The organism is Streptomyces sp. NPDC001544 (assembly GCF_042894285.1).
In the GTDB taxonomy this organism is placed as follows: domain Bacteria; phylum Actinomycetota; class Actinomycetes; order Streptomycetales; family Streptomycetaceae; genus Streptomyces.
In genome coordinates this window covers 1070523-1089341 of sequence record NZ_JBIAVN010000001.1, presented here as the reverse complement: position 1 = coordinate 1089341, position 18819 = coordinate 1070523, and the positions used below count along the sequence as shown (strand labels likewise).

General features: G+C 71.2%; 20 protein-coding genes. 11 read left to right on the top strand and 9 right to left on the bottom strand.

Features of this window, described 5'->3' with window-relative positions:
- Positions 1-28: 28 nt before the first annotated feature.
- From ACFY0F_RS05000 to ACFY0F_RS04990, 3 genes are all read right to left on the bottom strand, one after another.
- Entirely contained in the window at positions 29-607 is a 579-nt protein-coding gene (locus tag ACFY0F_RS05000; RefSeq protein ID WP_388788945.1) for a TerD family protein, read from the bottom strand.
- Between the two features lie 159 nt (positions 608-766).
- Complete coding sequence (gene uvrB, locus ACFY0F_RS04995; protein WP_388788942.1) at positions 767-2917, bottom strand: excinuclease ABC subunit UvrB; 2151 nt, start codon at positions 2915-2917, stop codon at positions 767-769.
- Positions 2918-2957: 40 nt separating this feature from the next.
- On the bottom strand, positions 2958-3821 hold the full coding sequence (locus tag ACFY0F_RS04990) for an MHYT domain-containing protein (protein WP_388788939.1): 864 nt from the start codon (positions 3819-3821) through the stop codon (positions 2958-2960).
- 289 nt (positions 3822-4110) lie between these two features.
- On the opposite strand from ACFY0F_RS04990, the gene ACFY0F_RS04985 reads away from it, so the two are divergent.
- The 4 genes from ACFY0F_RS04985 (at position 4111) to ACFY0F_RS04970 (ending at position 7496) form a co-directional block, all read left to right on the top strand.
- Complete coding sequence (locus tag ACFY0F_RS04985) at positions 4111-4983, top strand: glycerophosphodiester phosphodiesterase (protein ID WP_388788937.1); 873 nt, start codon at positions 4111-4113, stop codon at positions 4981-4983.
- A 52-nt stretch (positions 4984-5035) separates the two neighbouring features.
- Complete coding sequence (locus ACFY0F_RS04980) at positions 5036-5587, top strand: methylated-DNA--[protein]-cysteine S-methyltransferase (RefSeq protein WP_388788934.1); 552 nt, start codon at positions 5036-5038, stop codon at positions 5585-5587.
- An 89-nt stretch (positions 5588-5676) separates the two neighbouring features.
- Positions 5677-6585 (top strand): pseudouridine-5'-phosphate glycosidase, encoded by a 909-nt coding sequence (locus tag ACFY0F_RS04975; RefSeq protein ID WP_388788931.1) that lies wholly within the window; start codon positions 5677-5679, stop codon positions 6583-6585.
- Positions 6570-7496: a carbohydrate kinase family protein gene (locus ACFY0F_RS04970; protein WP_388788927.1), complete on the top strand. Its 927-nt coding sequence runs from the start codon at positions 6570-6572 to the stop codon at positions 7494-7496. The genes ACFY0F_RS04975 and ACFY0F_RS04970 overlap by 16 nt, the downstream gene beginning before the upstream one ends.
- A gap of 46 nt (positions 7497-7542) precedes the next feature.
- Here ACFY0F_RS04970 and ACFY0F_RS04965 read toward each other — a convergent pair whose 3' ends face one another.
- A complete protein-coding gene (locus ACFY0F_RS04965) occupies positions 7543-8337 on the bottom strand; it encodes a methyltransferase (RefSeq protein ID WP_388788925.1) in 795 nt (264 codons plus the stop codon).
- Between the two features lie 149 nt (positions 8338-8486).
- On the opposite strand from ACFY0F_RS04965, the gene ACFY0F_RS04960 reads away from it, so the two are divergent.
- Complete coding sequence (locus tag ACFY0F_RS04960; protein ID WP_388788922.1) at positions 8487-9614, top strand: magnesium and cobalt transport protein CorA; 1128 nt, start codon at positions 8487-8489, stop codon at positions 9612-9614.
- A gap of 18 nt (positions 9615-9632) precedes the next feature.
- On the opposite strand, the gene ACFY0F_RS04955 is transcribed toward ACFY0F_RS04960, so the two are convergent.
- Positions 9633-10274 (bottom strand): uridine kinase, encoded by a 642-nt coding sequence (locus tag ACFY0F_RS04955; RefSeq protein WP_388788919.1) that lies wholly within the window; start codon positions 10272-10274, stop codon positions 9633-9635.
- 62 nt (positions 10275-10336) lie between these two features.
- Between ACFY0F_RS04955 and ACFY0F_RS04950 the strand changes: the two genes are divergently transcribed.
- The 3 genes from ACFY0F_RS04950 to ACFY0F_RS04940 all read left to right on the top strand — a co-directional run bounded on the left by ACFY0F_RS04950 (position 10337) and on the right by ACFY0F_RS04940 (position 13275).
- A complete protein-coding gene (locus ACFY0F_RS04950; protein WP_388788916.1) occupies positions 10337-11032 on the top strand; it encodes a DUF2293 domain-containing protein in 696 nt (231 codons plus the stop codon).
- Positions 11033-11126: 94 nt separating this feature from the next.
- Complete coding sequence (locus ACFY0F_RS04945; RefSeq protein ID WP_388788913.1) at positions 11127-11606, top strand: DUF1772 domain-containing protein; 480 nt, start codon at positions 11127-11129, stop codon at positions 11604-11606.
- A gap of 181 nt (positions 11607-11787) precedes the next feature.
- The gene (locus ACFY0F_RS04940; protein ID WP_388788910.1) at positions 11788-13275 is read left to right on the top strand and encodes a glutamate synthase subunit beta; all 1488 of its coding nucleotides are present in this window, start codon (positions 11788-11790) and stop codon (positions 13273-13275) included.
- A gap of 13 nt (positions 13276-13288) precedes the next feature.
- On the opposite strand, the gene ACFY0F_RS04935 is transcribed toward ACFY0F_RS04940, so the two are convergent.
- Positions 13289-13768 carry a carboxymuconolactone decarboxylase family protein gene (locus ACFY0F_RS04935; protein ID WP_388788908.1) on the bottom strand — a complete coding sequence of 160 codons (480 nt, stop codon included), beginning with the start codon at positions 13766-13768 and terminating at the stop codon, positions 13289-13291.
- A gap of 47 nt (positions 13769-13815) precedes the next feature.
- On the opposite strand from ACFY0F_RS04935, the gene ACFY0F_RS04930 reads away from it, so the two are divergent.
- Positions 13816-15243, top strand: coding sequence for a PLP-dependent aminotransferase family protein (locus ACFY0F_RS04930; protein ID WP_388788905.1), 1428 nt, complete (start codon positions 13816-13818; stop codon positions 15241-15243).
- A 13-nt stretch (positions 15244-15256) separates the two neighbouring features.
- Here the strand turns inward: ACFY0F_RS04930 and ACFY0F_RS04925 are convergent, their stop codons facing one another.
- The 3 genes from ACFY0F_RS04925 to ACFY0F_RS04915 all read right to left on the bottom strand — a co-directional run bounded on the left by ACFY0F_RS04925 (position 15257) and on the right by ACFY0F_RS04915 (position 17282).
- On the bottom strand, positions 15257-16069 hold the full coding sequence (locus ACFY0F_RS04925; protein WP_388788903.1) for an SAM-dependent methyltransferase: 813 nt from the start codon (positions 16067-16069) through the stop codon (positions 15257-15259).
- Positions 16070-16166: 97 nt separating this feature from the next.
- Positions 16167-16421, bottom strand: coding sequence for a DUF397 domain-containing protein (locus ACFY0F_RS04920; protein ID WP_388070964.1), 255 nt, complete (start codon positions 16419-16421; stop codon positions 16167-16169).
- Positions 16422-17282, bottom strand: coding sequence for a helix-turn-helix domain-containing protein (locus ACFY0F_RS04915; protein WP_388788900.1), 861 nt, complete (start codon positions 17280-17282; stop codon positions 16422-16424). It abuts the gene before it with no gap.
- A 231-nt stretch (positions 17283-17513) separates the two neighbouring features.
- Here ACFY0F_RS04915 and ACFY0F_RS04910 point away from each other — a divergent pair, with 231 nt between their 5' ends.
- Together ACFY0F_RS04910 and ACFY0F_RS04905 are read left to right on the top strand one after the other, a co-directional pair.
- Positions 17514-18212 (top strand): ATP-binding protein, encoded by a 699-nt coding sequence (locus ACFY0F_RS04910; protein WP_388788898.1) that lies wholly within the window; start codon positions 17514-17516, stop codon positions 18210-18212.
- A 26-nt stretch (positions 18213-18238) separates the two neighbouring features.
- The gene (locus ACFY0F_RS04905) at positions 18239-18646 is read left to right on the top strand and encodes a hypothetical protein (RefSeq protein ID WP_388789210.1); all 408 of its coding nucleotides are present in this window, start codon (positions 18239-18241) and stop codon (positions 18644-18646) included.
- Positions 18647-18819 lie beyond the last annotated feature (173 nt).

Below are 18819 nucleotides of genomic sequence, written 5' to 3'. Positions count from 1 at the left end.
CTGTGTCGTGCGCCGGTACCGGACCCGCCTACAGGTGCGGCAGGATCGCCGGCATCAGGTCCTGGAAGGTACGGCCGTTGGACGGGGTGCCCAGGGCGGTCATCGTCCAGCCCGCACCCGACCGGTGCACCTTGGCCATGATCTGGGCGGTGTACGCGCCGCCGCCCGCCAGCGTGTAGCGGGCCAGTTCCTGGCCGTTGGTCTCGTCGACCAGGCGGCAGAACGCGTTCTGCACCTCCTGGAAGGTCTGCCCCGTGAAGGAGTTGACGGTGAAGACGATCTGGTCGATGTGGACCGGGACACGCTGCAGGTCGACGAGGATGGCCTCGTCGTCGCCGCCCTGACCCACGCCGCCGACGAGGTTGTCGCCCGTGTGCCGCACGGACCCGTCGTCGCTGACCAGGTGACGGAAGAAGACCACGTCGACCGGCTGCTTGTCGGCGAACAGCACCGCGGAGGCGTCCAGGTCGATCTCACGGGTGCGCGAGCCGAACAGACCACGACGGGGAGCCGCCTGCCAGCCGAGACCCATGCGAACCGCGGTCAGGCTGCCCCCGTCCTTCTTCTCCAGGCTGATGGCCTGACCCTTGGTCATGTTGACGGTCACGGCGGTTTCCCCTTTCGGATTTCCCCTGTTCCCGCGCAGTGCGCGGTTGACCATGACCCTACGCAGGGGCGCCGAGGGTGCCGACCCCCGGCCCGCGCTTTGTGTCGGTGTTGCAACACTCCGCACTGCGCGCGGATGCCGGGGTCCGTCGCGGGCGGCTCAGGCCAGGCCCGCTTCCTTCATCTGACGCAGTTCCTTCTTCATCTCGGCGACCTCGTCGCGCAGCCGGGCTGCGATCTCGAACCGCAGGTCCGCGGCGGCCGCGCGCATGCGCTCGGTCATCTCCTCGATCTGCTGGGCGAGCTCGGCCGCGGGGCGGTCCGTGGGCACCGTCGCCTTGCCCTTGGCGGACTTGGCCGCCTTCGTGGCCTTCGCGCCCTTGGCCGCCGAGTCGCCGAGCGACGGCACCGGGGCCTTGGCACCCTTGCCGTCCTTCAGCTTGCGATAGCCCGAGCCGAGCAGCTGTTCGGTGTCGACGTCCTCGCGGGCGATCTGGGCGACGATGTCGTTGATCTTCTTGCGCAGCGGCTGCGGGTCGATGCCGTTCGCCTTGTTGTAGGCGATCTGCTTCTCCCGGCGGCGGTTGGTCTCGTCGATGGCCCGCTCCATCGCCGGAGTGATCTTGTCGGCGTACATGTGGACCTGGCCGGAGACGTTGCGCGCGGCGCGGCCGATGGTCTGGATCAGCGAGGTGCCGGAGCGCAGGAAACCTTCCTTGTCGGCGTCGAGGATCGCCACCAGGGACACCTCGGGCAGGTCGAGTCCCTCCCGGAGGAGGTTGATGCCGACCAGGACGTCGAACTCGCCGGAACGCAGCTCACGCAGCAGTTCGACGCGGCGCAGGGTGTCGACGTCGCTGTGCAGGTAGCGCACCTGGATGCCCAGTTCCACGAAGTAGTCCGTGAGGTCCTCGGCCATCTTCTTGGTGAGCGTGGTGACCAGGACGCGCTCGTCCTTCTCGGTACGCTCCCGGATCTCGTGCACCAGGTCGTCGATCTGCCCCTCGGTGGGCTTGACGACGACCTCCGGGTCGACCAGGCCGGTCGGGCGGATGATCTGCTCGACGACGCCTTCGGAGCGCGACATCTCGTAGGCGCCCGGGGTGGCCGACAGGTAGACGGTCTGGTCGATGCGCTCCTGGAACTCCTCCCACTTCAGGGGGCGGTTGTCCAGGGCGGAGGGGAGCCGGAAACCGTGCTCCACGAGGGTGCGCTTGCGAGAGGCGTCGCCCTCGTACATGGCGCCGATCTGCGGGACGGTGACGTGCGACTCGTCGATGACGAGCAGGAAGTCCTCCGGGAAGTAGTCCAGCAGGGTGTTGGGCGGGGAGCCGGGCGAGCGGCCGTCGAAGTGCATCGAGTAGTTCTCGACACCGGAGCAGCTGCCGATCTGGCGGAGCATCTCGATGTCGTACGTCGTACGCATCCTCAGACGCTGTGCCTCCAGGAGCTTGCCCTGCTTCTCCAGCTCGGCCAGTCGCTCCCCCAGCTCCTTCTCGATGTCGTTGACGGCCCGCTCCAGGCGCTCGGGGCCGGCGACGTAGTGGGAGGCCGGGAAGACGTACAGCTGCCGGTCGTCGCTGATGATCTCGCCGGTGATCGGGTGCAGCGTGGACAGCGCCTCGATCTCGTCGCCGAACATCTCGATGCGGACGGCCAGCTCCTCGTACACCGGGAAGATCTCGATGGTGTCGCCGCGGACCCGAAAGGTGCCGCGGGTGAACGCCATGTCGTTACGGGTGTACTGGATGTCCACGAAGCGGCGCAGCAGCTCGTCCCGGTCGATCTCGTCACCGACCCGGAGCGGGACCATCCGGTCCACGTACTCCTGCGGGGTGCCGAGGCCGTAGATGCAGGAGACCGAGGCGACCACGACGACGTCGCGGCGGGTGAGCAGCGAGTTGGTCGCCGAGTGGCGCAGCCGCTCGACCTCCTCGTTGATCGAGGAGTCCTTCTCGATGTACGTGTCCGACTGGGGTACGTACGCCTCGGGCTGGTAGTAGTCGTAGTACGAGACGAAGTATTCGACGGCGTTGTTCGGGAGCAGCTCACGGAACTCGTTGGCCAGCTGCGCGGCCAGCGTCTTGTTCGGCGCCATCACGAGCGTGGGGCGCTGGAGCTTCTCGATCATCCAAGCGGTGGTGGCGGACTTGCCGGTGCCGGTCGCGCCGAGCAGTACGACGTCCTTCTCACCTGCCTCGATGCGTCTGGCCAGCTCGGCGATGGCCGTCGGCTGGTCGCCGCTGGGCTGGTAGGGGCTGACGACCTCGAAGGGCGCCACCGTGCGTTCGATGTGGGAAACGGGCCGCATGGAATCAACCGTACGACCCCGCACTGACAACGGGGCCTGATCAGCGGTTCTGCGGGGTGCGGAAGACGCGGTCCCCCTGCGACCGGGCCGGCTCGAGAGGCGGGCGGCGGCCGGGGTGTGCGATGACGCCGGCCGGGACGCCCGGTTTGCGGTCGACGCGCGTCACATCGGGCTTGCCCATGACCACCAGCGGGTCGAACATCACCACGACGCCGGCGAGGAGGAGGAAGGCCAGGGGGCCGATCAGCATGGGCGCGAGCAGGGAGGCGGGCGAGTCACCCGCGGGCGTCCCGGACGTGCCGTGCAGGTGGACGCTGAGGGCGGCCATGCCGGTGTAGTGCATGCCGCTCACGGCGAGCCCCATGACGAGGCTCGCGCCCACGCTCCACAGGAAGCCCCGCACCTGTCCGGCCGCCCACAGGGCCGCGGTGGCGGCCACGACCGCTATGACCACCGAGGCGGCGACGGTGAACGTGTTGTACCCGAGCGTGCCGTTCAGGCGCATCCCGGCCATACCGAGGTAGTGCATGGACGCGACGCCAAGACCGGTGATCGTGCCACCGGTGAACAGGGCCGTGCCGGTGGCGCCGCGGTAGCCGACGATGAAGATCCCGACGCCGACCATGACGATGGCGAGGCCGAGGCTCGCGAACGTGGTCGACTTGTCGTAGTGGACCGGCGTCTCCTTGACGGTGAAGCCCATCATCGCGACGAAGTGCATGGTCCATATACCGGAGCCGATCGCGGCCGAGCCGAGGGCGAGCCAGGCGGGGCGCCAGGAGTGCGCCACCAGCATGGACCGCGTGGTGCAGCGCAGACCGAGGGCCCCGCCGAGGCAGGCCATGAGGTAGGCCACCAACGGGGTGACGACCCCGTAGCTGAAACCGTCGATCGTGCCTTGCATGCGCGGCTGCCCTTCCGCCTCTTGCGTCCCGGAACCTGTGACAAGTGCCCCCGCCCCCTGGACCGCTCCGGCGGCCAGGTGTGTCGCAGAGAGTATGACCCGCACCGGAATGGTCGAACGATTTTCCGGCAAAGAAACACAGCCTTGCCCCACTTGTGCCGTACCAGTGAGCGGACTTGGGCAACTCCGTTCAATCTGTGGGCATCGCGCAACCCGGCACTGTTTACTCTGTGCTGTCAGGCTGGTGCTGTCCGTGTTCGCGGGCATCCGCTCGACGCGAGGAGTACGCATGCACGCGCGCGAAGTCGCCGCCACGACCACCGCACTCCTGGTGGCGGTCGCCCTGCTGACCCCCGTCTCGCATGCCCGGTCCGATGATGTCGGCGGGCACCCGGGGATCATCTCCCACCGGGGTGCCTCCGCCTACGCGCCGGAGAACACTCTGCCCGCCATCGACAAGGCGGCCGCCCTCGGCTTCTCCTGGGTCGAGAACGACGTCCAGCGCACCAGGGACGGCCGGCTCGTCGTCATCCACGACGACAGCCTCGCGCGCACCACGAACGTGGAGGACGTCTTCCCCGGCCGGGCGCCGTGGAAGGTGAAGGACTTCACTGCGGCCGAGATCGCCCGCCTGGACGCGGGCAGCTGGTTCGGCGCCGCGTACGCGGGCACGCGAGTGCCTACGCTGCAGCAGTACATGCGCCGGGTAGAGCACAACCACCAGAAGCTGCTCCTGGAGATCAAGAACCCCGAGCTGTACCCGGGTATCGAGCGGCAGACCCTGAAGCTCCTCAGCAACGAGGGCTGGCTGGACCAGCGGCACCTGGGACGGCTGATCGTGCAGAGCTTCAGCGCGGCCAGCCTGCGGATCGTCCACGACCTGAAACCCGCCCTGACGACCGGCTTCCTCGGCAGGCCGACGGTGGGCAGCCTGCGTGAGTACGCCGATTTCACCGATCTGATCAACCCTTCGTACCGGTCGATCGACAGCGGCTACGTCGCCGCTGTGCACGCGTTCCGAGGCCCGCACTGCAGGCCCTTGGGTGTGTTCGCCTGGACCGTCGACGACGCGGCCACGGCCCGGACCGTGGCCCGCTACGGCGTCGACGGCCTGATCACGAACAAGCCCGACGTGGTGCGGGCGGCACTGAACGGCTCCTGAGCCACTGCCGGACCGGGGAACGTTGTCAGTGGCGGGTCGTACGGTGGGGCGCATGGACAGCCATGGGCGGTACGAGCAGCAGGTCGTGTGGGCCGTCGTCGGCACGGACATCGGCCCGTTGCTGCTGGCGGCGACCGGCGAAGGCCTGGTCCACGTGGTGTTCCACGCCACCGACGCGGTGCGCGACCGGGCGCTGGAACGACTGGCGGGCAGGCTGGGCACCGAGCCCGTGGAAGCGCCCGGCTCGCCGCTGCTGGCGGAGGCGATACGCCAGGTGCGGGCGTATTTCTCGGGTGAGCGGCACGACTTCGAACTGCCGTTGGACTGGTCGCTGATATCCGGCTTCAACCGGCAGGTGCTGCGCGAGCTGGCCGCCGTGCCCTACGGCACCGTCGTCGGGTACGGCGACCTGGCCGGACGGGTGGGCCAGCCGGGCGCGGCGCAGGCAGTGGGGGCGGCGATGGGCGCCAATCCGCTGCCGGTCGTCGTGCCGTGCCACCGGGTCGTGGCGAGCGACGGCGGGATCGGCGGGTTCGGGGGCGGCCTGGAGACCAAGCGGAAGCTGCTCGCCCTGGAGGGTGTCCTGCCCGAGCCGCTGTTCTGACCGGAAGTCGCCACCGCGGGCCGCATGCGTTTATCCGGGTGCGGCGCCCGCCAGAGATGAGGAAGGACGGACTGACAGGAGGCAGGCCCGTGGTGCTGGTGGTGTCCGAGGAAGTACGTGAGGCGATCGACGCGCGTCGACCCGTGGTGGCGCTGGAGTCCACGATCATCGCGCACGGGCTGCCCCGCCCGCGCAACCTGCAGGTGGCCCGGGAGCTGGAGTCAGCCGTACGGCAGGAGGGCGCCGTACCCGCGACGATCGCCGTGCTGGACGGACGGCCCCACGTGGGCCTCGACAAGGAGCAGCTGGAACGGGTCGCGAACGAGGACGGGATCCGCAAGCTGGGCCACCGTGACCTGCCGCTCGCGGTGGCGTCCGGGGCGAGCGGGGCGACCACGGTGTCGGCGACCGCGCTGCTCGCGGCGTTGGCGGGCGTCCGGGTGTTCGCGACGGGTGGGCTGGGCGGTGTCCACCGGGAGTGGACCGTGACGCAGGACGAGTCCGCGGACCTGGGGCTGTTGGCGCGGACGCGGATCACCGTGGTGTGCGCGGGAGTGAAGTCGATCCTGGACGTGCCCGCCACCCTGCAGCGCCTGGAGACCCTGGGCGTGGCCGTCGCCGGATACGGCACCGAGCGCTTCCCCGGCTTCTACCTGTCGGACTCGGGGCACCCCGTCGACTGGACTCTGAACACCCCGGAGCAGGTAGCGGAGGTCATGCGGGCGCAGGACGCTCTCGGGGTGCCGGACTCGGCCCTCATCGTGGCCCATCCCGTTCCGGAGGAGGAGCAGCTCGATCCCGGGCTGCACTCGCGCGTGCTCGGTGACGCGCTGCGGGCGTGCGAGGAGGAAGGCGTCACCGGTCAGGCGGTCACCCCCTTCCTGCTCGACTACCTGGTCCGGCACACGGACGGTGCGTCGCTGAGCGCCAACCTCGCGGCGGTGCGCGGCAACGTCCGGCTGGCGGCGCGGATCGCGGCGGCGTGGACGCTGGGGTGACGGCGGACGGCGACGGGGCTCTGCTGGTGGTGGGGGACGTCGTCACGGACGTCGTCGCCCGGCACCGGGGGCCGCTCGCGGCGGGCACGGACACGGCGGCCGTGATCCGGACGCGGCCGGGTGGGGCGGGCGCCAACGTGGCCTGCTGGGCCGCCCACACCGGCTGTCCGGACGTACGGCTGCTGGGGCGGGTGGGTGAGGACGCGGCGGACTGGCACGAGCGGGAGCTGGTCGCGTCAGGGGTGCGACCGCGGCTCGTCATCGACCGGGAGGCGGCCACCGGGACGGTGGTCTGCCTGGTGGACACGGGGGCGTCGGCCGAGCGTACGTTCCTCACGGACAGCGGCGCGTCGTTGCGCCTGGAGCCGGCCGACTGGTCCGACGCGTTGCTGGAGGGGGTCGCCCGGCTGCATCTGTCGGGCTACCTGTTGTTCTCCGAGCCGAGCCGGGCGCTGGCGGCGGTGGCCCTGGAGGCGGCGCGTGCGCGTGGAGTGCCGGTCAGTGTGGACCCGGCCTCGGCGGGCTTCCTCGGGCGGCTGGGGGTTGACCGGTTCCTGGCCCTCGCCGAGCAGGTGGACGTGCTGCTGCCCAGCCGCGACGAGGCGGCCCTGCTGACGGGTCTGCCGGATCCGGTGGACGCGGCGGCGAAGCTGAGCCGGCATGTTCCGCTGGTGGTGGCCAAGGCGGGCGCGGACGGTGCGCTGGTGGCCCGGGCCGGCACGGTGCTCGTACGCGTCCCGGCCGTGCCGGCGACGCCGAAGGACACCACGGGCGCCGGGGACGCCTTCACCGGCGCGTTCCTCGCCGCGCTCCTCGCGGGCGCGGCGCCCGAGGAAGCGGCGGTCGCGGGCTGCCGGGCGGGGGCGCGGGCGGTGGAAAGGGTGGGCGGCAGACCGCCCACCCGCGGCTGACGCACCGACCGGCGTCCCGGCCCGAGCTGTGCCCCGGGGCGTCGGTCTACTCCTTGCGGCCCCAGGCCGAGATCATCGGTGCCGTGGCGAGGTCCATGGTGCCGGAGGCGACGTTGGACAGGTGCCGGTCGATGTCCTCGTCGGTGGCCAGGCCTGCGGCCACCAGCTGCCCGCGGATCTGGCGGACGGTGGCGGACTCCAGGGCGGTGCAGACGGGTGAGGCGAGGGGGAAGCGGGCGTCGGCCCGCACGTCGCGCAACCCGGCCTCGCGGAGCAGCCGAGGCAGTTTGCGGCCGTACGACAGGTCGGCGCCATGGTCGGCGAGCAGCTTGCGGAAGCCATGCCTCAGCCGGTTGGCGAGCTCCTGCTCGGGGCCGTACTCGTCGGGGCAGACAAGGGGCTGCAGGGCCGGGTCGGCGTCCTCGACCAGGAGCCGGCCGCCGGGCCGCAGCGCGCTGACCATGGACCGCAGCGCCCTCTCGCGGTTTCGCACGTGGACGAGGACGAGCCGGGCGTGCACCAGGTCGAACCCCTCCCCCGGCGGCTCCTCCGCGCCGACGTCGTGGACGCGTACCTCCACCGGCGGGCGGGCGGCCGCGGCCACCCGCGAGACGTCGATGTCGGTGGCGACCACCTTGCCCGTCGGGCCGACCTTCTCGGCCAGCCAGGACACCACGGAGGTGCCGCCGGCCCCCACCTCCCAGCAGCGCAGGCCGGGGCCGATGCCCAGTGCCTCGAGGTGGCGGAAGGTGGTGGGGTCGAAGAGGGCGGTGAAGGCGTCGAAACGCTCCCCCGCTTCTTCCTGCCGGTTGTCGAGGAGGTACTCGTCGGATCGCGTCATGCCGCGATCATCCAACGTGTTGTCCACAGCCGGGAACAAAGCGGAAGCAGTCGTTTCCACAGGCTTGCCCGCAGATCACGCGGGGCTGGCAGACTGGCCCGGCAAGGCGCGGCGGCGTTGTGCGGGGAGATCCACGCGAGGAGATCCAGATGTCCATGGCAGGGAATCTGCGGAAGGTCAGGGGCCTCGGCGGTGTCGGCGGTCTGCGCCGGATGGCGCGGCTGGCCCGGCGACGGCCGAAGGTCGACCTGAGCCATCCCGCGCGCTCCCCGCTGGGCTCCTCGGTGGTGAACTGCGTGACGTACCGGGACGGCGTCCGGGTCCCCGGGGACGGCGAACTGGTGGATGTCGTGGAGCGGGTGCGCAAGAAGGGCGACGGCTTCGTCTGGCTGGGTCTGCACGAGCCGACGGACCGTGAGTTCGCCGGCATCGCCGAGCTGTTCGACCTGCATCCGCTGGCGGTCGAGGACGCGGTGGAGGCCCATCAGCGGCCGAAGCTCGAACGGTACGGCGAAACGCTCTTCGCGGTGTTCAAGACGGTCTGTTACGTCGAGCACGAGGAGTTGACCGCGACGAGCGAGGTGGTGAACACCGGCGAGATCATGGTGTTCGTGGGCCACGACTTCGTGGTCACGGTGCGGCACGGGAGGCATGGCTCGCTGGGGCCCTTGCGTGAGGAGCTGGAGTCGGATCCGCAGCAGCTCGCCAAGGGGCCGGCGGCCGTTCTGCACGCCATCGCGGACCATGTGGTCGACGACTATCTGACGGTCACGGACTCGGTGCAGGCGGACATCGACCAGGTCGAGACGGACGTGTTCGCGGAGAACGGCGCGCGGGTGGACCCGGGGCGCATCTACCAGATGAAGCGTGAACTGCTGGAGCTCAAGCGGGCCGTGGCGCCCCTCGGCCGCCCCATCGAGGATCTCGCGACCCGGCCGATCAGGGTGGTCGCCCCGGAGATACAGGCCTATTTCCGGGACGTCCTCGACCACCTGATGAGGGCCAAGGAGCAGATAGCGTCCTTCGACGAACTGCTCAACTCCATCCTGCAGGCGCACCTCGCGCAGGTGACGGTCGCGCAGAACGAGGACATGCGGAAGATCACGGCCTGGGCGGCGGTGATCGCCGTACCGACGATGGTGTGCGGGGTGTACGGCATGAACTTCGATCACATGCCGGAGCTTCACTGGCGGTTCGGCTATCCGCTCGTCATAGGCGTCATATCGGTGGCGTGTCTGGCGCTGTACCGCGGTTTCCGGCGCAACGGCTGGCTCTGAAGCCGGCCGCCGGGCGGGTCAGCCGTTCCACGCCGGATGCCTGGGGTCGTCGGCGCGTACCAGCACGTCGGCCGTCCCGGCGGGGTCGGTCTCGGCCGTGTAGCGCTCGAAGGCGGGGAGCGTCCAGTGGTCGGCCTCGGGGGTGCGACGGCGCAGGGCTCCCGGGGAGAGCAGGACGTGGACGGTCAGGTCGAAGGGGAACCAGTGCCGCAGGAGGAGGGGGCCGTGCAGCAGCAGAAGACCGCCGGGCGGGAGCTGGACATGGGTGCTGCGGGTGGCGCGGTCGGTTGCCGGGTCCCACAGGTCGGGCAGGACACGACCGGTCCCGCCCGGTTCCAGCGGGCCGAAGACCTCGCGCCACAGGGCGCCGGTGTCGAACCAGCCGCCGTAATAGGACTCCACGTCCCTCCGGCCGTGCTCCAGGCGGAGCGAGGCCGGGCGCAGGAAGCCCTCGGTTCCCACCACCAGCGAGGGGCGGCCCCGCACCCGCAGGGCGTCCCCGACCCGTTCGGCGAGGTCCACCGGGCGGGCCGCCGGAGCCCCGTCGAAGGCGACGCGTGTCCAGGGGCCGCCGTCGGTGGGCTTCAGCTCGGCCAGTCGGTCGGCGAGCAGCTCACCGAGCCGTTCCCAGGTGATCGCTTCGAGTTGCACAGGCCCCATGATGCCGCGAGGGTCCACCTCGACGACGTGGCAGCCCGGACCGCAGCGGGAAGGAAGCGGATATGGTCCGACTCGCAACCGTCCCGCCCGGCCGCGGACTTCTCGTCGTCCAGCCCCTGAGGCGCAAGCACTGCGCCGCGTGCCGGCGGGGGCCGATGCCGATGCTCGTACTGGAGGAGGGCGTGCCGCGCTGCCTCGACTGCGCCGACCTCGGGCACTTGGTGTTCCTGCCACGCGGCGACACCGCGCTGACGCGCAGGTCGCGTGAGGAGAGCGCGCTGTCCGCGGTGGTGGTGCGCTACAACCGGCGCAAGAGCCGGTACGAGCGGCAGGGTGTCCTCGTGGAGGAGGAGGCGCTGGCGCGGGCCGAGGAGCGGTGCCTGGCGGACGCGGAGGTGCGGCGCCGGCGCCGGGCTCGGGACGCGCGACGCAGGGCGGTGGAGGACACTCGGTTCGCCGAGGCGTTCGCGGCTCGGATCCTGCGGTTGTTCCCGGGATGCCCGGCCGAGCGGGCCCGGGCGATCGCCGTGCACGCCTCCCTGCGCGGCAGCGGGCGAGTCGGGCGGAGCGCCGCCGGGCGGGCACTGACCGAGGGGGCGGTGGTCTCGGCGGTCACGGCGTCCGTACGGCACCTGGACACGCCGTACGACCGACTGCTGATGAGCGGGGTGCCGCGCCATGAGGCGCGGCGGCGGATCTCGGCGGCCGTGGAGACGGTGCTGCGCGGATGGCGTGCGGCCGGGATCGATGTCGGATGAGAGGGGAAGAGCCGCCGGGCCGGCCGGTGGCGGGCGGTGGTCGGGGTGAGCGGGCGGTGACGGCGAGCGCTTTGGGACAAAAGGTGGTTGAAGCATGATCGACGGGCCTTACCTGGCACTGGTCGTGTCGGGTGTGCTGGCGACCGGGCTGGTGGCCGGGGTTTTCTGCGGGTTTTCGACGTTCGTGATGCGGGGGCTGGCCGCGCTGCCGCCCGCGCAGGGGATCGCCGCGATGAACGCGATCAACGTGGCGGCTGTGGCACCGGCCTTCATGATCCTCTTCCTGGGGTCGGCCGTACTGTGTGCCGTGATCTCGGTGGTGACCTTCGTGTTGTGGCCCGACGACGGGAAGGTGGAACTGCTGCTGGGCAGCGCGCTGTATCTGTTCGGCGCCTTCGGACTGACCGTGGTCGCGAACGTGCCGCGCAACGAGACGCTGCAGCGGCTGGATCCGGGGACCGGGGAAGCCGCCGCGTACTGGCCGACGTACATACGCGAGTGGACCTTCTGGAACCACCTGCGCACGATCGCCTCGGCCGCCGCCGCACTCGTGTACGCGCTGGCTCTCACCTGAGGGAGGTCCCGGGACGGCCTCGGAATGGCCTCGGAGAAATCCGGCAGCCGCCTGAGGAAGCCACGGAGAAAGCGCTGTCCTCCCCCTCTGCGGGTGACATGGAGGGGACGTAAAGTGGCCGAAAGAGTGTGCCGCCCGATGACGCACGGCCTGTCCTAACGCCCGAGCAAGGAAGACGGCCATGGCCGATCCCAAGGGTTTCATGAAGACGCCCCGCCAGGAGTGGCCGCGCAGGCCGGTCGCGGAGCGTGTCCAGGACTGGGACGAGGTGTACGTCCCGGGTGCCCTGCTGCCCATCATCAGCAGACAGGCCGACCGTTGCATGGACTGCGGCGTCCCCTTCTGCCACGAGGCGTGCCCGCTGGGAAACCTCATCCCCGAGTGGAACGACCTGGTCTCGCGCGAGGACTGGCGGGCGGCGAGCGACCGGCTGCACGCCACGAACAACTTCCCCGAGTTCACCGGGCGTCTGTGCCCGGCGCCCTGCGAGGCGGGTTGTGTGCTGGCGATCAACCAGCCGGCTGTCACGATCAAGAACGTCGAGTGTGCGATCGCCGACCGGGCCTGGGAGGAGGGTTTCGCGCCGCCGCGGCCTCCGGAGCGACTGTCCGGGCGGACCGTCGCGGTGATCGGCTCGGGTCCGACGGGGCTGGCGGCGGCCCAGCAGCTGACGCGGGCCGGGCACACCGTCGCCGTGTACGAGCGGGACGACCGGCTCGGCGGGCTGATGCGCTACGGCATCCCCGAGTTCAAGATGGAGAAGCGGCATCTGGAGCGGCGGCTGGAGCAGATGCGTGCCGAGGGCACCAAGTTCCGCACGTCCACGGCGGTCGGGCGGGACGTCGACGCGGCCGAGCTGCGCGCGCGGTACGACGCCGTCGTCATCGCCACGGGGGCCACGGCCTGGCGGGAACTGGACGTGCCCGGCCGCGAGTTGGCCGGGATACACCAGGCGATGGAGTACCTTCCGCTGTCCAACCGGGTCTGCGAGGGCGACCTGGAGGTGTCGCCGCTGTCGGCCGCCGGTAAGCACGTGGTGATCGTGGGCGGCGGTGACACGGGCGCCGACTGCCTGGGCACGGCGGTACGGGACGGGGCGGCGTCGGTCACCCAGCTGGACATCTACGCCCAGCCGGGCGCCGAGCGCGACGAGCTCACCCAGCCCTGGCCGACGTACCCGAAGATCTACCGGATGTCGGCCGCGCACGAGGAGGCGCGCGACCTGGAGACCGCCCCGGTCGCGGACGCCGACGCCCGGCTGTTCGCGGCGTCGACGCTGCGGTTCACCGGTGACGCGGACGGACGCGTGCGGTCGCTGCACCTGGTCGAGGTGGACGCGCTGCGGCGGCCGCTGCCCGGCACCGGACGGGCCATCCCCGCAGACCTCGTCCTGCTCGCGCTCGGTTTCTCCGGACCCGACCGCGGGGACGGTCTGGTGGACCAGCTGGGGCTGGAACTGGAGCCGCGCGGCACGATCGCCCGGGACGCCGGCTTCGCGACCGGCGTCCCCGGTGTGTTCGCCGCCGGGGACGCCGCGCGCGGGCAGTCGCTGATCGTGTGGGCGATCGCGGAGGGGCGGGCGGTCGCGGCGGCCGTCGACCGTCATCTGACGGGAAGTTCGCGGCTGCCGGCGCCGATTTCGCCGCACGACCGGCCGATGGCGGTGTGAGCCGTCGCGTGGTTCAGCGACGCCGCTCGTCCGTCCCGGCCATCTTGGCCGTGGACAGGGCCACCCGGTTCCATGTGTTGATCGCGAAGATCAGGGCGAGTACGTGTGCCAGTTCGGTGTCGTCGAAGCGGGCCGCCGCCTCGGCGTAGACGTCGTGGGGGACACCGCCGTCGGCGACCAGGGTGACCGCCTCCGTGAGGGCGAGCGCCGCCTGCTCCTTCTCGGTGAAGAAGTGGCGGGCCTCGCGCCACACGGCGACCATGTGCAGCCGGTCCTCGCTCTCGCCCGCCTTGCGGGCGTCGTTGGTGTGCATGTGCAGGCAGTAGGCGCAGTGGTTGAGGTGGGAGCTGCGGATCTGGATCAGCTCGACCAGGGCGGGGTCGAGGCCCTCGCGGGCGGCGGCGTCGAAGCCGATGAGGGCGCGGAAGGCCTTCGGGGCGGCCTTCGCGAAGTCGAGGCGGGTACGGACCGGGGTGTTCGTGTTCGTCGTCATGTCCTTCAACCTACGGACCGGAAAGACCCCTTGTAGGGTGCATTTCCATGACGGAATCATGGGTCAATTCCGCGCAGCGGATCGGTGTGGACCTCCATCTGGAGCTGCCGGCGACGGGCGGGCGCCGGGCGGCGCTGATCGCGGCGCTGCGGGACGCCGTGGTCGACGGGCGGCTGCCGCCGGGGACGCGGCTGCCGCCGTACCGCTCGCTCGCCGCCGACCTGGGCGTGGCCCGCAACACGGTCGCGGACGCGTACGCGGAGCTGGTGGCGGAGGGCCGGCTGACCGCGCGCCAGGGTTCGGGCACCCGGGTCGCGGACCGGGCGGAGCCGGTGCGGGCCGCCGCGCGGACGCCGAAGAAGTCGCCTCCACGCGCGCGTGTGCCGCGGCACGATCTCCGGCAGGGCGCTCCGGACGCGTCGGAGTTTCCGCGGGCGGCCTGGGCGGCGTCGTACCGCAGAGCGCTCCAGTCCGCGCCCAGCGAGGCGTTCGGGCCGGGTGATCCCGCCGGGCGGCCGGAGCTGCGGGAGGCGCTCGCCGAGTACCTGGCACGCGCGCGTGGCGTGCGTACCGAGCCGGGCCGGATCGTGATCTGCTCCGGTTTCGCGCACGCGCTCCGGCTGCTCTTCGGGCAGGGGCGGACCGGCGGCGGTGTGCTGCGCGGACCGCTCGCGGTGGAGGCCTACGGGCTGGGGTTCCACCGGCAACTGCTCGCGACGGCCGGGGTGCGGACCGTGCCGCTCCCCCTCGACGAAGGCGGTGCCCTGGTGGACCGGTTGGGGCGGGAGCGGGCCGTGCTGCTCACCCCCGCGCACCAGTTCCCCACCGGTGGGCCGCTGCACGCCGAGCGCCGGGCCACCGTCGTCGACTGGGCACGCGCGCGTGACGGGGTGGTCCTGGAGGACGACTACGACGGCGAGTTCCGGTACGACCGCAAGCCCGTCGGTGCGGTCCAGGGCCTCGACCCCGAACGGGTGATCTTCATCGGCTCGGTCAGCAAGAGCCTGTCGCCGGCGCTGCGGCTGGGGTGGATGGTTCTGCCGGAGCGGTATGTCGACGCCGTGCTCGCGGCCAAGGGCGAACGCGAGGCGTGGGCGAGCGTCCCGGAGCAACTGGCGCTGGCCGACTTCGTGGTGTCGGGGTCGTACGACCGTCATGTGCGGCGTATGCGGCAGCGCTACCGGCACCGCCGGGACCGCCTCGTCGAGGCACTCGCCGCACACGCCCCGCACGTCCGGGTGACCGGCGTCGCGGCCGGGCTGCACGCGGTGCTGCGGCTGCCGCCCGGTACCGAGGCGTCCACCGTCAAGGCGGCGACCTGGCACGGTGTGGCCCTGGACGGGCTCGGCGCGTTCCGGCACCCGGATACGGACATGGCCGCCCGGGACGGCCTCGTCGTGGGCTATGCGACGCCGCCGGAACACGCGTACGCGGCGGCAGTGGACGCGTTGTGCGCCGTACTGCCGCCGCCGTGACGGAGGGCGGAACCTACGCCTTGCGGGCCACCGCCCCGTACCCGGGGATCACCCCGTCGTCCTGCCCGGGGACCGGGTCGCCCAGCTCGGGATGCCACTTGTGGACGATCTCGACGCCGGGATCGACCAGTTCGAGCCCGGTGAAGAAGCGGGAGAACTCCTCGCGGGAGCGCAGCGCCAGGGTGACGCCCGCCGCCTTGAGCTTCTCGATGGCCGCCGCGGACTCCTCCGGGGTGAAGTCGGCGGTGGCGTGGGTCATCACCAGGTAGCTGCCGGAGGGCAGTTCGGACAGCAGCCGGGCGACCAGGTCGTGTGCGCCGTCCTCGTCGGAGACGAAGTGCAGCAGGGCGACGAGCGAGAGCGCGACGGGCCGGCCCATGTCCAGGACCTGCTTGGCGCCCGCCAGGATGGCGGCCGGGTCGCGCACGTCGGCCTGCAGGTACTCCGTGGCGCCCTCGTCCGTGCCGCGCAACAGGGCCGCCGCGTGGGCCAGCACGATGGGGTCGTTGTCGCAGTAGACGACGCGGGCTTCCGGTGCGACCCCCTGGGCGATCTGGTGGAGGTTCGGTTCGGTCGGGATGCCGGTGCCGACGTCCAGGAACTGCCGTACACCCTGCTGGGCCAGCCAGCGCGTGGCACGGTGCATGAACGCGCGGTTGACCCGGGCCATCACCGGCACCCTGGGGTCCAGGGCCAGCATCTGCCGGCCCATCTCCTCGTCGACGGGGTAGTTGTCCTTGCCGCCGAGATACCAGTCGTACATGCGTGCGGGGTGTGGCCTGCTGGTGTCGATCTGGACGGCGGCCATGGGGTCCTGCCCGGTCATGAGGCACTCCGTAAGCGTCTGACGCGGTGAATGATCAAGTTTGCACCAAAGTCGTATCAACATAGGGAAGTTGAGCAAGAAAAATAATCAACAGGCATCAGGACAGCAGGAAATCGGCCTCCCCCGCCTTGGCGCCCTCGATGAAGGCGGTCATCTCGTCCGTGGTGTAGATCAGTGCCGGACCGTCGGGGTCGGTCGACTGGCGTACGGCTATCCGGCCGTCGGCGAGCTTCATCGCCTCCAGACAGTTCCCGCCGTTGCCGCCGCTCCAGGGCTTGTGCCACCCTTCGCTGCCCAGCTCCCGCGCGGGCATGCCGTTGTAGACGTGACTGCGCGGCTTGATGCGATCCATTCAGAGCTCCTCGCGGAGATCCCGGAGGATCTCCTTCGTGCGTTGTGCAGTAGCGGCCTGCGCCGCCATGCGGTCCATGACCTCGAGATGGGTCGCCACCTCGGTGCGCGCGTCCAGGTAGACGGCGCCGGTCAGGTACTCGCTGTAGACCATGTCCGGAAGTTCGGGCATGGCGAATCGGAACAGCACGAAGGGCCCGTACGTGCCGGGGTGCGGCCCGTTCGCGAACGGGGCCACCTGGAGCGTCACGTTGGGCAGCGTCGTGGCCTCGATCAGTCTGTCGATCTGCGCGCGCATCACCTCCGGTCCGCCGACCGGGCGGCGCAGGACGGTCTCGTCCATCACGGCCCAGAACCGGGGCGCGTCGGAACGGGTGAGCAGTTGCTGGCGCTCCATGCGCAGCGCGACGTACCGCTCGATGTCCTCCGGCCGGGTCTGGCCGATGGCGCCCGCTTTCAGGACTCCGCGCGCGTACTCCTCGGTCTGGAACAGGCCGGGCACGAAGTGCGGTTCATAGGAGCGGATCAGGCTCGCCGCGCCCTCGAGGCTGACGTACATCGAGAACCAGCCGGGCAGGATGTCGTGGAACCGCTGCCACCAGCCGGGCTTGTTGGCGTCCTCGGCCAGTTGGACGAAGGCCTCGGCCTCCTCGTCGCCGACACCGTAGGCCTTCAGCAGGAGTTGAAGGTACGGGATCTTGAGGGCGACCTCCGCCATCTCCATACGGCGGACGGTGGCTGGGGCGACGCGGAGGATGCGGGCGGCTTCCTCCCGCTTGAGTCCGGCACGTTCCCGCAGGTCCAGCAGGCGCCGACCGAGGACGACCTGGCCCACCGTCGGCGCAGACCGCGGCTCGCTCACACGCCCACCTCCATGGACGAATACGGCTCAACACGACTGAACGCGAAGAGATGCTGACAGACCTACGGCGCCATTCGAAATCACGTTCGAAGATCTTTCGGATCCTCGCCGATCCCAACTGGCGCCGCTCAACGTGCTGTTGCGTGCAGTGTGCCACGGCGCCCGACCGAGTCACACAGCACTCTGCATTTTTCAGAGTGACACTTGCCAAGTGTTCATGGCGGGGCGATAGTGGCAAGCGTGATTCCGTCCGCGCCTTTAGGAACAGACGCCGCCGCAGGCCGTTTCGGTCTCGGTGCCGCCACGGGAGTCGCCCCGGTCGGGGCCGCTTCCGGGCGCCGGTTCCGCTTCGAGCTGGCCGCTCATCCCGGTTCGCCCGCCCAGGCGAGACGTCTGGCGCGTGCCCGGCTGGACGGCTGGGCGGTCTGCGCGGACACCTGCGACACCGCGGCTCTGGTGATATCCGAGCTGGTGACCAACGCCATAGTGCACACCGCCAGCACTCGTGTCGTGTGCGAGCTGCACGACCACGACGACATGGTGCGCATAGCCGTGCACGACGAGGGCTGTGCGCCCGGTGAGCCGCACCCGTCCCCTCAGCGGCCCGACGAGGAGCACGGGAGGGGGCTGCTCCTCGTCGACGCGCTGTGCCGGGCCTGGGGCGCCCAGGAGCACGGTCCGGGTCTGACGGTCTGGGCCGAACTGCCTCGGCAGGCGGACGGGTCGCACGACGCCGCGGCCGAGGCCGGCGAGGCGGGCGAGGTGCGGGGTGACCTGGGCTGGGGCACCCGTTCCAAGCCGGCCGCGCCGCGTGACTCGGGACACGGCTCCGAGCGCCGCCCGGACGAGGACGAGGTCAAGGCCCTCCATGACTCCGGTGCCCTCGGGAGGATCCCGCGCGCGCGGGACCGGTCGTGGGGAAGGCCGTGACCGGGGCCCCTGGCCCCGGCCAGTCGATGGGCCTGGACACTCTGGTGCGCATCAGGCGCGAGCAGGATCCCTCGGGTGACGTCGGAGGCGCACCGCGGATGCCCGTGCCCGAGGGCATGACGGCGCCGCTGGGCTGTGACGCCGTGGCCGTGCCCGCCCGCTTCGGGCCGGTCATCGTGCCCCGGCTGCCGCGTGTGGGGTGCGTGTACACCGACGGGGACCGGTGGTGGTGGATCGTTCCGTCGGACTCCGACCACGACCTGGCGTGGCCCGCGCCCGGGCTGTACGTGCACGGCGCGCCGGTGCCGCGGGCCGCCCGGCTCATCCACCGGCCGGAGGGTACGGTTCCGTACACTCCGCCGATACCGCTGTACCTGGCGCTGTGCCGGGTGTTGGGGGCTGCTCCGGACTGGTCGGGGGCCATCAGCGCGTAGCGCTCCGCGGGTTTGCGGGGTGTTCTTGCCCGGGGCGGGCTGGTGGGGCCGGTGCCGGGGCCGCGCCGGACCGCGGGCCTTGCGGGTCGGGGCTGCGCCGCCGGGCCGGCTCGCGGGGAGTTTTCGCCCCCGCCGCCCCTACCCGTTCCCGTCCCCAGGGGCTCCGCCCCTTC

Bases quoted from the DNA above. Each gene is read 5' to 3' on its own strand.
- uvrB (WP_388788942.1), bottom strand. From the start codon at position 2,917: ATGCGGCCCGTTTCCCACATCGAACGCACGGTGGCGCCCTTCGAGGTC.
- ACFY0F_RS04990 (WP_388788939.1), bottom strand. From the start codon at position 3,821: ATGCAAGGCACGATCGACGGTTTCAGCTACGGGGTCGTCACCCCGTTG.
- ACFY0F_RS04985 (WP_388788937.1), top strand. From the start codon at position 4,111: ATGCACGCGCGCGAAGTCGCCGCCACGACCACCGCACTCCTGGTGGCG.
- ACFY0F_RS04980 (WP_388788934.1), top strand. From the start codon at position 5,036: ATGGACAGCCATGGGCGGTACGAGCAGCAGGTCGTGTGGGCCGTCGTC.
- ACFY0F_RS04965 (WP_388788925.1), bottom strand. From the start codon at position 8,337: ATGACGCGATCCGACGAGTACCTCCTCGACAACCGGCAGGAAGAAGCG.
- ACFY0F_RS04960 (WP_388788922.1), top strand. From the start codon at position 8,487: ATGTCCATGGCAGGGAATCTGCGGAAGGTCAGGGGCCTCGGCGGTGTC.
- ACFY0F_RS04955 (WP_388788919.1), bottom strand. From the start codon at position 10,274: ATGGGGCCTGTGCAACTCGAAGCGATCACCTGGGAACGGCTCGGTGAG.
- ACFY0F_RS04950 (WP_388788916.1), top strand. From the start codon at position 10,337: ATGGTCCGACTCGCAACCGTCCCGCCCGGCCGCGGACTTCTCGTCGTC.
- ACFY0F_RS04945 (WP_388788913.1), top strand. From the start codon at position 11,127: ATGATCGACGGGCCTTACCTGGCACTGGTCGTGTCGGGTGTGCTGGCG.
- ACFY0F_RS04940 (WP_388788910.1), top strand. From the start codon at position 11,788: ATGGCCGATCCCAAGGGTTTCATGAAGACGCCCCGCCAGGAGTGGCCG.
- ACFY0F_RS04935 (WP_388788908.1), bottom strand. From the start codon at position 13,768: ATGACGACGAACACGAACACCCCGGTCCGTACCCGCCTCGACTTCGCG.
- ACFY0F_RS04930 (WP_388788905.1), top strand. From the start codon at position 13,816: ATGACGGAATCATGGGTCAATTCCGCGCAGCGGATCGGTGTGGACCTC.
- ACFY0F_RS04925 (WP_388788903.1), bottom strand. From the start codon at position 16,069: ATGACCGGGCAGGACCCCATGGCCGCCGTCCAGATCGACACCAGCAGG.
- ACFY0F_RS04920 (WP_388070964.1), bottom strand. From the start codon at position 16,421: ATGGATCGCATCAAGCCGCGCAGTCACGTCTACAACGGCATGCCCGCG.
- ACFY0F_RS04905 (WP_388789210.1), top strand. From the start codon at position 18,239: ATGGGCCTGGACACTCTGGTGCGCATCAGGCGCGAGCAGGATCCCTCG.